We start from the raw sequence: 14889 nt of genomic DNA on the forward strand, positions 1-14889 counted from the left end.
AAGTGCGGTTAAAATACCGCACTTTTTATTTTTATTGATTATTTAGGATTATTTCTATGCACGAAATTCAAAATTATGCACGTCCATCTAATGACGTAGAGTCGCTGAAAAAAGCCATTGTTTATAAATTAGTTTACCTTATCGGACGTTCGCCAGAAGAAGCCAGCCAACGTGACTGGTTAAATGCCACGTTATATGCCGTACGTGATTTAGTCACCGAGGGATGGATTTCTACCGCCAAACAATCCAGAGCGGAAGAAACTCGCCGAGTTTATTATCTTTCAATGGAATTTTTAATCGGTCGTACTTTATCTAACGCTATGTTAGCGGAAGGCGTTTATACCACGGTAAGTAAAGCACTTGCCGAATTAGATGTCGATTTAGAAGATGTGTTAGAAAAAGAAGTTGACCCAGGTTTAGGAAACGGGGGCTTAGGTCGTTTAGCCGCTTGCTTTATGGATTCCTTAGCCACATTAGCTATTCCAAGTATGGGCTACGGTATTCGTTATGAATATGGGATGTTCCAACAACATATTGAGGACGGACATCAAGTTGAAAAACCGGATGCGTGGTTAGAAAAAGGTTCATCTTGGGAATTTATTCGCCCTTCTAAACGTTTTGACATTCGCTTTGGCGGTCATATTTATTTTGAAGGCAAAAAATGTGTATGGAATCCTTCCGAAGAAATCACCGCACTTGCTTATGACCAAATGATCCCTGGCTATGACAATGACAGTGCGACCACATTACGTTTGTGGTCTGCCAATGCCAGTGATACTTTTAATTTGGCAGAATTTAACAAAGGGGATTATTTTGGTGCGATTGAAGAACGTTCATCTATTGAAAACGTCTCTCGTGTGCTTTACCCAGATGATTCTACCACCGCAGGGAAAGAATTGCGTTTACGCCAAGAATATTTCTTAGTGTCTGCCTCATTGCAAGATATTATCCGCCGTCATGTGCGTATTCACGGTACCATTGAAAATCTTGCTGATCATGTAGCCATTCACTTAAATGACACCCACCCAGCTTTAGCGATTCCTGAATTAATGCGTATTTTAGTGGATGAAAATGGCTATATTTGGGGTAAAGCATGGGATATGTGTTGCCGCATTTTCTCTTATACTTGCCATACTTTAATGTCAGAGGCCTTAGAAACATGGCCAGTGGAAATGATGGCGAAAATTTTACCACGTCATTTACAAATGATTTTGGAAATCAACGATTATTTCTTAGAGCATGTGAGAAATCATGTAACAACCGATAATGACTTTATCCGCCGTGTTTCTTTGGTAGAAGAAGGCGATGTACGTAAAGTGCGTATGGGGTGGTTATCCGTGGTCGGTTCACACAAAGTCAATGGGGTAGCCGCCATTCATTCTGATTTAATGGTGACATCAACCTTTGCCGATTTTGCTCGCATTTATCCAGAACGTTTCACCAATGTCACCAACGGGATTACACCACGTCGTTGGATTGCGTTAGCCAACCCTGATTTATCGGCATTGTTTGATAAATACATTGGCACTGAATGGCGTCGTGATTTAACTCAGCTTGAACAGTTCAAAAAACACATTCAAGATCCAGATGTGAGAAAAACCATTCCAGCCATTAAACGTGCTAACAAAGTGCGTTTAGCGGATTACGTGAAAAAAGAATTGGGCGTGGAATTAAATCCAGATGCGTTATTTGACGTTCAAGTGAAACGTATTCACGAGTACAAACGTCAAAGTTTGAATGTATTGCACATTATTGCTCGTTACAATGAAATGTTGGCTCACCCAGAAAAAGACTGGACACCACGTGTTTTCATTCTTGCGGGTAAAGCAGCGTCAGCCTACTATGCTGCAAAACAAACCATTAATTTGATTAATGACATTGCGAACGTCATCAATAATGATGAACGCTTACAAGGTCGCTTAAAAGTCGTATTTATTCCAAATTACAGCGTGAGCCTTGCACAAATCATTATTCCAGCAGCAGATATTTCAGAACAAATTTCTTTAGCGGGTACGGAAGCATCAGGCACCAGTAATATGAAATTTGCACTAAATGGTGCATTAACCTTAGGTACGCTAGATGGTGCCAACGTTGAAATTCTACAAAATGTCGGCGAAGATAATATCTTTATCTTTGGTAATACCGTTGAGCAAGTAGAAGAATTACGCCGTCAAGGTTATCGTCCATTTGATATTTATCAAGCCGACGAGCAATTACGTGAAGTGGTTGACCAAATCAGTTCAGGCCGTTTCTCACCAAATGATCCAAATCGTTATCAAGATTTATTGAATGGATTAAGATACCACGACTTCTATCAAGCCTTTGCGGATTTCCGTAGCTATGTAGAAACCCAAAAAGCCGTGGATGAGAAATATAAAGATCAAGCTGCTTGGGTTGACAGTGCATTACAAAATATTGTCAACATGAGTTTCTTCTCATCTGACCGTACTATTGCGGAATATGCGGAAAAAATCTGGCATATTGAGCCACTGAAATTGGCTTAATCAAATAGCGTTTTGATAAAGTGCAACTGCGGTCAAAAAAATTGAATATTTTGACCGCAGTTTTTTATTGGGAATTTACACTAATATGTTTTAACACCGGATCATCTTGATGTACAGCCAATACATTAATACCTTGCAAGAACGTTTTATATCCCAAAGGGAGTAGAAGATTATTAACCGGTTCTAATCCCGTCTTTAGAATTTCTACCAGCATTACTGGCTTAAATCGTTTAATTAAATTTAAACCGCTTTTTAATACCTCTTCTTCCATACCTTCAACATCCATTTTAATCAAATCTAAGCGTTGTAATTCAAGGCTATCTAAAGATAATAAAGGAACTTTGATTTTCTCAGATTGTTGATAATCAATATGTTGACCAATAAATTCAGGGTGTGCTAATTGTTTTAATTCAAAACTGCCAAAGGAAGCATGTTGGTTATAATCTAATTTAGGAATAAATAAGAATTTCTGTTGGCTATCATCCCCTAAAGCAACATTTAATGCCGTAACATTAAAGCAATTATTAATCGCAATATTTCCTGCTAACGCATAATAAATACGTTCCTGAGCTTCAAAAGATAACACACTTCCCCAATGGGTCATCTCATTTCCCCAAGCAATCGAATGTGCACCAACATTTGCTCCACAATCCAAGGCTTGAACACCATCACCATAATATTGACGGCGTAGTCGTAATAATTGTAAAGCAAGATTAATTTCATGCTGATCAAATTCGGATGTTGTCAAATATTGATAACCTACGCCAAAATATTCGCCATTGGCATTAGAGGTATAATCTTGTCGATTTAAGATCATGGTTCCAGTATGGGTGGAAGCAAGAATAAAGGATATAGGCCGAGTAGTGGAATTAGTTATGGTTGTGGTTGGTTGGTTGGTTGGTTGGTTGGTTGGTTGGTTGGTCAGGCATTTTGAGTAAACTCCAATCTAATGTAAAGGGATTTTTAATACGATTATTCTAACATACTCAATATCATTGTATAGGGACCTAGTAACAAAAAATGCGATGAAAAATTCACCGCACTTTGGCTTATTTAACTAACGGTTATTTCAACCACTTATTTGTCAACGTACCTGCTACCATGGCACCATTGACATTTAACGCCGTACGTCCCATGTCAATGAGCGGTTCAATAGAAATTAATAAACCAACTAAAGCGAGCGGAAGATTTAAGCTAGATAATACCACAATCGCTGCAAAGGTTGCACCGCCACCGACACCAGCAATACCAAAAGAAGAAATGGCAACTACTAGAATAAGGCTTAAAATATATTGTACCGTGAAGGGGTCAACACCGACGGTTGGGGCGACCATGACGGCTAACATGGCTGGATAAATCCCCGCACAACCATTTTGTCCAATGGTTGCCCCAAAGGTTGCAGAGAAATTCGCAATCACGCCTTTATTGCCTAATTTATCGGTTTGCGTTTCAATATTCAGCGGAATAGAAGCGGCACTTGAACGAGAAGTAAAGGCAAAACTTAGAACCGGCAACACATTCTTGAAGTAATTTAATGGGTTAATACCGGACAATGCAAGAATAAGACCATGTACGATAAACATCAATAAAATGGCTAAATAAGAGGCCACAATAAAGCTCCCCAAATTCACAATATCTGCCCATTTTGCAGTAGAGGCCATTTTTATCATTAATGCAAACACACCATAAGGCGTTAAGCGAATAACGAAACGAACCAAACGCATCACTAATTGATTTAAGGTGTCCACACCTTGTGCAATACGGTTACCCAATTCTTCATTTTCTTTACGCAAACTCAATGTGGCAATGCCGAGTAAAGCAGAGAAAATTACCACACTAATAATTGAAGTTGGATTGGCTCCCGTGAGTTCGGCAAAAGGATTTTTCGGAATAAAAGAGAGTAGCATTGCTGGAATGCTTAAATGGCTTACTTGATCTACACGTCCATCTACTTTTGCTTGTGCCGCTAATTCACGTTCACCCGCAATTAATCCATCTGCCGATAAATCAAAAGCATACGCCATGGCAATCCCAATCGCAGCGGCAATGGCCGTGGTGACTAATAATACGCCCAATACACTAAAGCTGATTTTCCCTAATGAACTGGCCTGATTTAATTTGGTAATCGCAGACAGAATAGAAACAAAAACCAACGGCATTACAATCATTTGTAATAATCTGACATAACCGTTACCGACTAAATTAATCCAGTCAAGTGTGGTGTCAATTAATGATTTTTCTGCGAAAGTTTGCAGGGTAGCCCCGAATAATAAACCTAGCATTAAAGCGACAAATACGGTTGAGCCTAATTTTTGATTTTTACGATACAGTACATTTAAGCCGTAAAGAATGGCTAAAAATGCAATAAAAGTGACAATAAGCATGAATTTAATTCCTTATAAATAAAAAAGAGAAAATAGGCGAGTATGATACCAGAATACTCAAAATGAAGTTATGACAATTCAGAATAAGTTATAACGAGAAAAAATGACAAATACACGTGACAATGTCACATATAGTAAAAATATTATTGTCAAAATCTAGCGAGAATTTATGCCTTATCTTTTCTAGATTTCACATAGCGTTATCAACGAAAACAAACTCAAGAAATAAACCGTTCAATAAAAAACAACATCACCACAATTTTTATGGAAAAACATAAAATCTAATACTTAGTTCTCATCATGGCATGGAAACCATAAATTTCATTTTTTACCTAAACTAAATCCATATTATAGAGTAGCTGTAAACAGCCGCTTTAAATGTGACATTTTCATTACATGATTTAACATAATACACATTATGCGAAATTAGTTATAAGGTTAGCAGATACTACGAATTAAATAAATCACAGAGTTATCAACAGTCACGTTGCAACAGTTAAACAAGACAAATAAAGGTATAAACGAGATCTGTCACGGTTATTTTTAGAGGTTGTTCACATAAAGTCACGGTTTGTACTAGTGAAAAAAGAAGATTTAGACAGGTATTTCTAACGGCTATTTTTGACAACGCTACGTAAAATCTGGGTAATTATTGTTGATAGTTGTGTCAAAATTTATCTAGATGAGATAATCAGATTTAAGATGATTCACAATAGGACTTGAAAATTACGTTGGAAACCTTATAATAGAAAGACAGCAAGGGTTTCCCCTTACTGTCTTGACTGGTTATTCGTGTTACCAAGCTAACGGGCTATAAAGCAACACAAATAACACGATTAAAATTATAAATATAATTCTCATCGGTCTTTCTCCTATTTGGTTTAATTAAAACAAACTGGAGATGTGTCACTACCTGACCTGCCCGTCAGGTAATAAAAACACCTGACCAGCCGAGATGAATTATAACAAGAAAACCGCCTTATGTATATATGTACATTATGGCGGTTTTGTTTTTTATGAATTATTACAAATAAGCCTGCATACTAAAATCATATCGCTGAATCTGTGCTGGCGTTAATAGCTTTTGTTCGCATAACTGCTCTGCCACCCATTTCCAGTCAACGCAAGGAATATTATAGTGACATTGTAACTTTTTAATCCCCAATGCAATATCATCAATAATCAAATTACCATAGGCTTTGGGTGAACTGGTGAATTTATACTGTGTTGGATTGACATTAATGCCATACAATTCAATTTTATTTTGCTTAAACCAATCCAAGGCCTCGGCCAGATAACAATCTTCTGCTCGCATGGTAAACAGAATCAGATTGTGGCCATTTTTCACCAAATCACGTAACACTTGTGCTGACCCCACATCATCACCAATCTCGGGAAATTTATGGGTGACGCAAGTGCCATCAAAATCAATTAAGATATTCATGTTGTTTATCTTATCTTTGTTTACAATAATTTCGTAGCGTATTCATACACTTGCTGCAATAACGGCAATTTTTCTTCATCATTGCTGTATTCTTCAATCAGATTTTGAATTTTTTGCTCAAAATCCACCGCAGTTTTTTCCAATTTACGGCGACGATAACGCTCCCATTGCAACTGCTCTGTTCGATTTAAGGTTTTGAAATAATGTCTAGCTCGATAATGGAATAGCAACTTCTCTACCCTGTTATCTTCAAAGGTTAAACCGTGATTTGCCAATTGTTCGGGCGATAACTGGCGTAAAATGGCCATATTATTGCGATCATTTGGACTAAAAAAGCCACTGTATAATTCAGTTTCTACATTATCACGTACTTCAAATTGGCGTTCTTGGCTGAAAATGTCTTCCACTTTTGACCGCACTTGCTGTGATTGTCGGAGTTTTTGTAAATTTGCCAAGCATAATTGACGATCAATCCCTAAACGTTCGGCATTTTCAGGCAGTAATACTTTGGCTGGTGCAAGAATCGGACTTTTATTTAAATGCACTAATTTAAGCGGAACAGGCAAAATCCCCTGTTCTTCCAATTCAGATTTTTTGGTATATAAATGTGTTCGCAGTTCATCGGCGGATTTTGTGAGCAAATCGTCGATATTTTGCGATAAATCGCAGACAATCACCGCATTTTGATTTGTTGGGTGCCAGGCTAAAGGTGCAATCCAGGTGCAATTTCCCCGATAATTCCCTAGCATGCCAGAAACATGCACCAACGGTGTCATTTCAGCGATATTCACTAAACTTTCAAGGGCTTTTTTGCCCCGATTTTCAAAGAAAAATTGGAATAATTTAGGCTGTTTTTGCTTGATCAGCTTAGCCATGGCAATAGTGGCATACACATCTGCCATGGCATCGTGAGCGTTACTATGCTCAATGCCGTTGGCAACGGTCAATTTTTCCAAACGGAAACTCGGCACACCGTCATCATCATACGCCCATTCAATACCGTCAGGTCGCAAGGCATAGCACGCACGTACGACATCCAACAAATCCCACCGAGAATTACCGTTTTTCCAACTGTATTCATAAGGGTCAATAAAATTGCGATAAAAGGTATAACGGGTCATTTCGTCATCATAACGAATGCTGTTATAGCCCATTATGCACGTATTTGGCTGGCTAAATTCGGCTAAAATCTTTTCTGCAAATTCAGGTTCAGGCAAGCCTTTTTCATTACATTCTTGTGGGGTAATGCCGGTTACCAACACCGCTTCGGGACTCGGTAAATAATCATTGCTTTGCTTGCAATATAACATTACTGGTTCGCCGATAATGTTAAAATCTTTATCGGTCCGAATACCTGCAAATTGTGCAGGACGATCTTCGCTTGGGCTGATACCAAAGCTCTCATAATCGTAAATAAAAAAGCTAAATTCGTTGTTCATAATTTACAGTCTTAATAATAAGATAGCCACAATACCTAACAGGATACCCGCCATATTCATTTTGCTAATTTTCTCTTTAAAAGCAAAAGCACCCACAACGGCACCTAAACAAATCACGCCTAAATCCATAGTAGCAAACACAATGGTTGGGTTTTCTTTATAGAATTGGTGGGCATAAATATAAAACAGAATATTACCGAAATTTAATGCCCCTAATAACATCCCAGCCAGTAAACTCGGCACTGTCCATTGGGTTCGTTTAATGAGTAAATAGGCGAACATAATCACCATAGCACAGGCGAATGAGATAAATAACGTGGCTGGAAATGCCCCACCTTGTAAGGCAATTTTCTTAAATAAGATGCCAGTGGTTCCCCAAATTAACCAGACGCCCCCTAAAGCCAGTGCTGCTTTTGTGGCATTTCCCATTGCACCAGCAGGTTTAAACAACAAACCAAATAACGCAAAAAAGGCCACAACGACCCCAACAATTTTCATATCCGTTAGGGTTTCACCGAAAATCACTACCGCTGCCACAATTTGCAAAAATAATGCTAATCGCTGTGCAGCGTCGGTACGCACAATCCCGCCATGTTCCACGGCTTTTGACATAACCAAAAAGCCTACCGGTAATAATACGCCAAGGGTTAAGAAAATCGATTTAGACTCACTTTCTACCACATATTCGGTAAACCCTAATCCTTTGAAATCAGGAGATAATAGGAAATAACTCAACAATAACGCAATAATATAGCCAAATGCGACCATCTGATCAGTAGCGACGTTGTAACGTTTTATCATCTTAAATAAGATAGAAACGGAAACGCTACATAGAATAGCGAGAATGAGAAAGTGCATGTTGGCTCCTAAATAGTTTGTTTAATTAAACTCATAATATATTCCACATCACGAGAATCTTTCACGGTGATTTGATAATCCCCTGTGCCGTGATGTCCTTTTTCTGACACATCTTCCGTGATATTTTTCGGATCGTTTAATGTGCCTTTTTTCAAATTAATGAAAATTTTTAAGCTGTTTTGCTGGATTTTGATATAGGCAAGGTTTTTCTTCCCTTTTTTAAAGGCAATATAATGCTTGAGTGCTTTTGGTTCTAATTCTGCATCCAGTCTTAAAATAGCTTCTTGAAACTGTTCATACAGTTCGTATATTTCATCGCTTTTGTTGTTCAGATGATCTTGCTCCGAATAGGCTTTGATTTCACCGACCACTTTCTCTAAATCCGTATTTTGTGCCGTTTTAATTTGTTTAAAACTCGGGGCGGATTTGGATTTTTTCAGTGGAACGATGGACACAATCCCCTTTTCAAATTGATGAATTTCCCATAATTCTATTGGTAAATCTTTGAAATTCGCCGCTTGGCTCTGAAAATCCGTAAAGGCTGGTGAGACAAAAATCACCTTAGATTGCGACCAATCAAATTCATCTCGTTTTAACTTCGGCAAGCCACTTTCATAATATTCCACGATAAACTCGCCTTTGTTTTCTAGCATTAAATTCAGGTAAGAAATCCCCTGATCCACGACGCTAAAATTTTGGCTACGTTTATATTCAATAATTACAAAAGCATTATTTTCAGGGTCAAAGGCTAAGGTATCAATACGGCTATTTTTAATGCTAAATTCCGATTTTATCAGCTGATAATCGGAAATCACCGCCAGATTTTGCTCAAACAAGCGTTGAATTTCTTTTTCCAATTTAAAGGGCTTTTCTTGTAGTGAAGATAAGCCGTTTTCGTTTTGTTTAAATAGCAACATTGTCCTATTTCCGTAGGGGCGTATTGCATACGCCCTTTGCTCAATCTGTTTTGGGCGTATGCAATACGCCCCTACAATTATTGTCCAAATCCCCGAAGTCCAACAACGTGAACCTGCTCCTGATTCCCCGCAATTTTCCGCACCAGTTTATAGGTCGTGCCTTTTTCTGGGCTGATATTTTCAGGGGCGGCGATTAATAATTGCATATCTAACCGTTCGCATAATTCAAACAAGGTGGAAATGGATTTGCCGTCAAGTCGTGCGGCTTCGTCAAGGAAGAGCAAGCGGCAAGGCACAATGTCTTTGCCACGAATACGGCGGCTTTCTTCTTCCCAGCTTTGCACCACCATTAATAAGATAGACATCCCCGTACCAATGGCTTCACCTGTTGATAATGCGCCACTTTCGGCACGCAACCAGCCGTCTGCACCACGGAACACTTCCACTTCTAAATCCAAATAATTGCGGTAATCGAGCAATTCTTCGCCGATGGTTTGGGCGGTACGGTTACCCATATCAATATGCGGATTAATGCGTTGATAGAGTTTCGCCATCGCTTCTGAGAAAGTGATGCGATTGTCGCTAAATAAATCTTGGTATTCCTGCTGTTCGCCTGATAAGGCATCTAACAGCATAGCGTGGGTATCACGGATATTCACCACCAACCGCACGGATTTCACTTGTCCAAAGGAAATATTTTGTAATCCTTGGTTGAGCTGACGAATACGATTTTGTTCACGTTGAATGGTTTTTCGCATAATGTTCGCTACCGATTCGCTGCTGATCGCCAATTTTTGCTCACGCCCTGTGAGTTCGTCCGTTAAGCGGTTAAGCTCAATTTCCATTTGTTCAATGGCATCAATTGGGTCGTCGGTTTTGATAATATCTTGGCGAATCCGCTCACGCAAATGTTGATACACCGCAATAAAGAACCGCACTTTGTTTTCAGGTTTGCGGTTATCTTCCGACAAACGCAGGCTGTCACGCAGATATTCATTGTCTGCCACCGCTTGGCGTAATGCCCCAAGGGCTTTATCCGACATTGAACGCAAATCGTCTGCGGATAAATAGGCAAGCTCACGGCGGTGTAGTCGTTTTTCCACATCGCTGTTGCGAGATAACCGTAATACCACGCACCAACTGGCTTTGGCGGCGACCACGATTTCACGTTGCTGTTTATAATCTCGCTCTGCTTTGCGAATACGGCGAGTTAAATTTTCTGCATCGCTTTCAATCAAGGTGAGTTGTTTTTCCACATAAGAACGGCGTTGGCGGTTGGTGGAAAGTTGTTGATATAATTCATCTTTCCGCACTCTCGCACGCTCTTCTGCTCCAAGGTCTGCTCGTACGCCTAATTCACTCACTTCCGCCAATAATTCTTTGAGCAAATCATTTTTACTGTTATACGCACTTTGCAACTGAATCATCACCTGATTATATTGGGCAAATTGTGCTTGTTTTTGGCGGAGCTGTTCACGTTGTTGCTCACGGCGTGCTTGGGTCTGCTCCAATTTCAACCGCAGTTGCTCATTTAGGCTGTTGCTTTCGGTTTGAATGGCATCATCATAGGCAAAATGGGCTTTGCGTTGTACCACATCCTTCAGGGCAAAGATTTTCTGTTGCACTTGTTTTTGCATTGCCACGGCTTGGGCTAAATCGTCTTTTAAACGCTGGTAATTTTCAGGGTCGCTTTGCAAGCTGTTCGCTATCGGCTCTAACTGTGACAATGTCACGCCGTGATGGCGGATAAACAATTCATCTTGCTCAAGATTATCCAACTGCTCCCGACATTCTTCAATGCGGTCTTGCAGGCTTTCATCGGCAATCACGGCTAATTGTGGAATAATCCGATTGAGCAACTGCATTTTTTCTTTGGCTTGATCTAATTTCAAGCGTGCCTGTTGTTCGCCTGTGGAAAGTGCGGTTAATTCTCGCTCAATTTCATTGCGTTCCGTATTAATGGCTCGCAGGTTTTCTTCTGGGTTTGGCAAGAATGCCAAGGCTAAATGCAAGCCGACAAATTGGCTAAATTGTTGGTGTAAGCGTTGGCATTTTTGTACATCAAAGGCGACTTCGGCATATTTTTCTGTGACATTGTCACGCTCAATTTCCAATTCCGCTAAGTGTTTTTCCCGAGCCGCACGCCCGAATAACGGAATTTCAGGGAATTTGGAATAACGCACTTCCCTATCCGATACCTGCACCACCACCCCGTGTTCCAACTCATTGGCAGATAGCACGCTGTCATCAAAGGCACTTGGATCGCCTTCAATTAAATACAAATCATCAGGGCAATCGTCTAAATTGGCAAGTTGGGCTTTCACGGCGGCTAAATCACGCACCACAATGGCATGGCGAGCAGGACCATAAAGGGCGGAGAAATACGGAGCATCTTCTATCGGCACATCATCGTAAAGTTCGGACAACAACACGCCGCCAAAACGCTCTGCCAACACATTCAAACGCGCATCTTCTGAGCCATCAGGTTGGCTTAAACGTGAAATTTGTGTTTCTAACTGTTGACGTTTTTGAGCTAGCTCGTCCCGTTGCAAGGTGAACTCACGTTCTTTTACCAACAATGATTGCATATAATTCATCACATCTTGGCTGTCACCAAACTGCTCGCCCGACTGTTCGGTTAATCGTTCAAGTTCGGCTTGAGCCAATAACCACGCAGGGGCTTTTTGCGAATGTTCATTATAGGCTTGATTTAACTGCTCTCGTTTTTGACGTAAGGTAGAACGGTTTTCCACTTGATCGGAAAGTTCGCTAGTTAAATCGTCAATCATGGCTTCTTGTTTGCTGTAAAATTCTTCTAGCTCATCCGCGGTGTCCAACTGCATATTGGCACGTTGATTAAACTCTTTTAATAAACGCACCGCAGCTTGTTGCTGGGCAAAACGCTGTTCCAATTCGTGTAACTTCGCTCGTAATTGTGGGGTTTGGGTCGCATTGAGTTTTTGGGTTGGGTATTCACGCAACAGTTCTTTCGCCGATTCCCACGCTGCACTTCTTGGCACGTCACCTGCAATTTTGCACACCAACTGGTAGGCTTTATCAAATTGCGATTTTGCCGCTTCGGAAATGGACATTTTATGCTCAAGCTCTAGCACTTTTTCGGTCAGAATCTCCCCTTGAGTGGCAAACTCCTGCTGATAATCGTCCACATTTTTCACGCTCAAATCTGCCAATCCGCAGAGCTGTTTGGCTTTTTCTAACGCCGCAATGGCTTGTTGATATTGCAACGCTCGAGTTTGTTGGGCATCTAATGCTTGTTGATAATCGGCAAGCTGGCTGCGAATTTGATCCACTTCGCTTTCTAATTGCTCAAATTGGGCTTGGCTTTCTTCTAGCTGTTCTTGGCTAGTTTCCACCACCATTTTTTGTTCTTCAAGACGTTCGGTTAAGCCACCAATATCGTCTTGATAACGCTCAATTTTTTCTTGATGACGTAACGCATTTAGTACCAAATTTAAATGATCCGCCGCACTTTGATGATCTACTTCCAGCCCTTTTTCGGTTTCTGCCAATTCCTGAGCTTCACGGCTTAAATCAATCAAACGATGTTGCGATAACGCCTGTTCCGACTTAGCTTGGTACCACTCACGGCGGAACTTCAAGGCATTTTCAATATTGCCCTGACGCTCATTGGCGTTACGCATATAATCCGATGCCACATAATTGGTGGTTTCGGTAATCAAATGTTTAAATAAATCCCGATCCGCTTGGGTCAGCTTAATGGCTTCCAAAGTCATACGGTTTTCCCGCAACGCCGATTCCATATCCTGGAATGCCTTGCGAACGCCTAAATTTTCAGGCAACAAATAATCACGCAAGGATTTGGTTATGGCACTAGAAATCCCCCCATACAAGGACGCTTCAATCAGTTTATAGAATTTCGCACGATCACTGGATGAACGCAGACGTTTTGGAATAATCCCCAAATCAAACATCATTGCGTGATAATCGGCGATGGAATGATATTGCTTGAATTGTCCGCCAATATCGTCAATCTTGTCTTTAAGTTCGTTTAAATTCAACACTTTGGCTTGGCGGTCATTGACCACTTCGGTGAAAATCGTAGTGGGATTAATGGATAATTCCACTCCTTGCAGACTGAACGTTTTAATATCCACTTTCTTATCACGCCCTGCAATTTGTTGCAATCTTGCCCCAACCAAGGTGCGTTGATGACGTGAATTAATGGTATCCAACACCGCATAACACACCCCAGGGCGAAGTTTGCCGTGCAACCCTTTATCACGGGATCCGCCACTTGCCCCTGCTTCGGTGGTATTGCGGAAATGCAACAAGGTCAAATCAGGAATCAACGCCGTGACAAAGCCTGCCATTGTGGTGGATTTCCCTGCTCCGTTACCACCCGACAGCGTGGTCACCAGTTCATCTAAATCAAAGGTGCGAGCAAAAAAACCGTTCCAGTTAATCAGCGTGAGCGAGCGGAATTTGCCCCGTTCTACCCCTGCTTGCGGTTGAAATGGCGAAACGGCGGTGAAAATTTCTTCTGTTTCTTCCTGCATTTCTTCTACCACATCTTGTTGGCTTAAATCATCTTGTTCTAATTCAAACTCTGCCATTATTCCGCCCCTTCTTCATTCTCATCTTGGCTATCATCAAAATCTTCGTCATTTTCCACCGCAGTTTCTTGATTGAACGCCGCTTTTTCCGCTTGCAACGACTGTGGATTTGCCGCTTCACCGTCCCGAATCAAGCGTAATTGGGCTTCTAATGGATCATCCCCCGACCGCACTTCCGCCCCAAAACGGAACACCGATTCGGAAATGGTAAACTTACCGCTATTCTGCTCGCCCACCGTATGCAACATTCCCAAACGGCGTAACCGCCCAATGGCTGCTCGCACTTTTTCCGCCAGCTTTTGTTTATCCAAATCCGACCCACTGGCACGCAAATTAATCGCTTTCAATAATTTCGCTTCATCCGCCAAATTGAGCAACTCATCATACACTTCTTGCACCGAAAAAATCCCCTGTTGAGCCAACCGTTCAGGGCTTAAATACAGATAACAAAGCACTTTCCCCACCAACATTTCCAGCTCCGACAACACGGAACGTGAAATCAAAGTCGTGGCTTTTGGTCGCAAATAGAAAAACCCTTCGGGGGCACGAATCAGCTCCACATTATAACGGCGATAAAAACTGTCTAATTCTGCCTGAAAATCGCCTAAAAACGCATAATTATCTAAATACTCTTGCCCGATATGCCGCCCTGCCCGTAACTGGCTATCCACCGCAGGAAATAGCGGATTGGCAATAGCGGCTGCAAGTTTGGTTGAAATCACGTCTTGAAGATTGTCTGTCATTTTTT

Annotated in this window: 9 protein-coding genes; 1 reads left to right on the forward strand and 8 read right to left on the reverse strand. The window is 40.9% G+C overall.

Annotation, left to right across the window (positions count from 1 at the left end; translation table 11 throughout):
* The first annotated feature begins 56 nt into the window (after positions 1-56).
* Entirely contained in the window at positions 57-2504 is a 2448-nt protein-coding gene (locus tag ACTG7Q_RS05190) for a glycogen/starch/alpha-glucan phosphorylase (RefSeq protein ID WP_439241593.1), read from the forward strand.
* A gap of 64 nt (positions 2505-2568) precedes the next feature.
* Here ACTG7Q_RS05190 and ACTG7Q_RS05195 read toward each other — a convergent pair whose 3' ends face one another.
* The 8 genes from ACTG7Q_RS05195 to mukE all read right to left on the reverse strand — a co-directional run bounded on the left by ACTG7Q_RS05195 (position 2569) and on the right by mukE (position 14884).
* The gene (locus tag ACTG7Q_RS05195) at positions 2569-3321 is read right to left on the reverse strand and encodes an FkbM family methyltransferase (protein ID WP_439241595.1); all 753 of its coding nucleotides are present in this window, start codon (positions 3319-3321) and stop codon (positions 2569-2571) included.
* 247 nt (positions 3322-3568) lie between these two features.
* Positions 3569-4888 carry an L-cystine transporter gene (locus ACTG7Q_RS05200; RefSeq protein WP_439241597.1) on the reverse strand — a complete coding sequence of 440 codons (1320 nt, stop codon included), beginning with the start codon at positions 4886-4888 and terminating at the stop codon, positions 3569-3571.
* A gap of 1024 nt (positions 4889-5912) precedes the next feature.
* Positions 5913-6332 (reverse strand): hypothetical protein, encoded by a 420-nt coding sequence (locus tag ACTG7Q_RS05205; protein ID WP_439241599.1) that lies wholly within the window; start codon positions 6330-6332, stop codon positions 5913-5915.
* A gap of 20 nt (positions 6333-6352) precedes the next feature.
* Complete coding sequence (sbcB, locus tag ACTG7Q_RS05210; RefSeq protein WP_439241601.1) at positions 6353-7771, reverse strand: exodeoxyribonuclease I; 1419 nt, start codon at positions 7769-7771, stop codon at positions 6353-6355.
* Positions 7772-7774: 3 nt separating this feature from the next.
* The gene (locus tag ACTG7Q_RS05215) at positions 7775-8629 is read right to left on the reverse strand and encodes an EamA family transporter (protein WP_439241603.1); all 855 of its coding nucleotides are present in this window, start codon (positions 8627-8629) and stop codon (positions 7775-7777) included.
* Positions 8630-8637: 8 nt separating this feature from the next.
* On the reverse strand, positions 8638-9546 hold the full coding sequence (locus tag ACTG7Q_RS05220) for a DUF5655 domain-containing protein (RefSeq protein WP_439241605.1): 909 nt from the start codon (positions 9544-9546) through the stop codon (positions 8638-8640).
* A gap of 77 nt (positions 9547-9623) precedes the next feature.
* A complete protein-coding gene (mukB, locus tag ACTG7Q_RS05225; protein ID WP_439241607.1) occupies positions 9624-14141 on the reverse strand; it encodes a chromosome partition protein MukB in 4518 nt (1505 codons plus the stop codon).
* Positions 14141-14884 (reverse strand): chromosome partition protein MukE, encoded by a 744-nt coding sequence (gene mukE, locus ACTG7Q_RS05230; RefSeq protein WP_439236003.1) that lies wholly within the window; start codon positions 14882-14884, stop codon positions 14141-14143. Before mukE ends, mukB begins: the two co-directional genes overlap by 1 nt.
* Positions 14885-14889: the final 5 nt, after the last annotated feature.

Origin of the sequence: Lonepinella sp. BR2474, from assembly GCF_051851555.1 — a bacterium.
Lineage (GTDB): Bacteria > Pseudomonadota > Gammaproteobacteria > Enterobacterales > Pasteurellaceae > Lonepinella.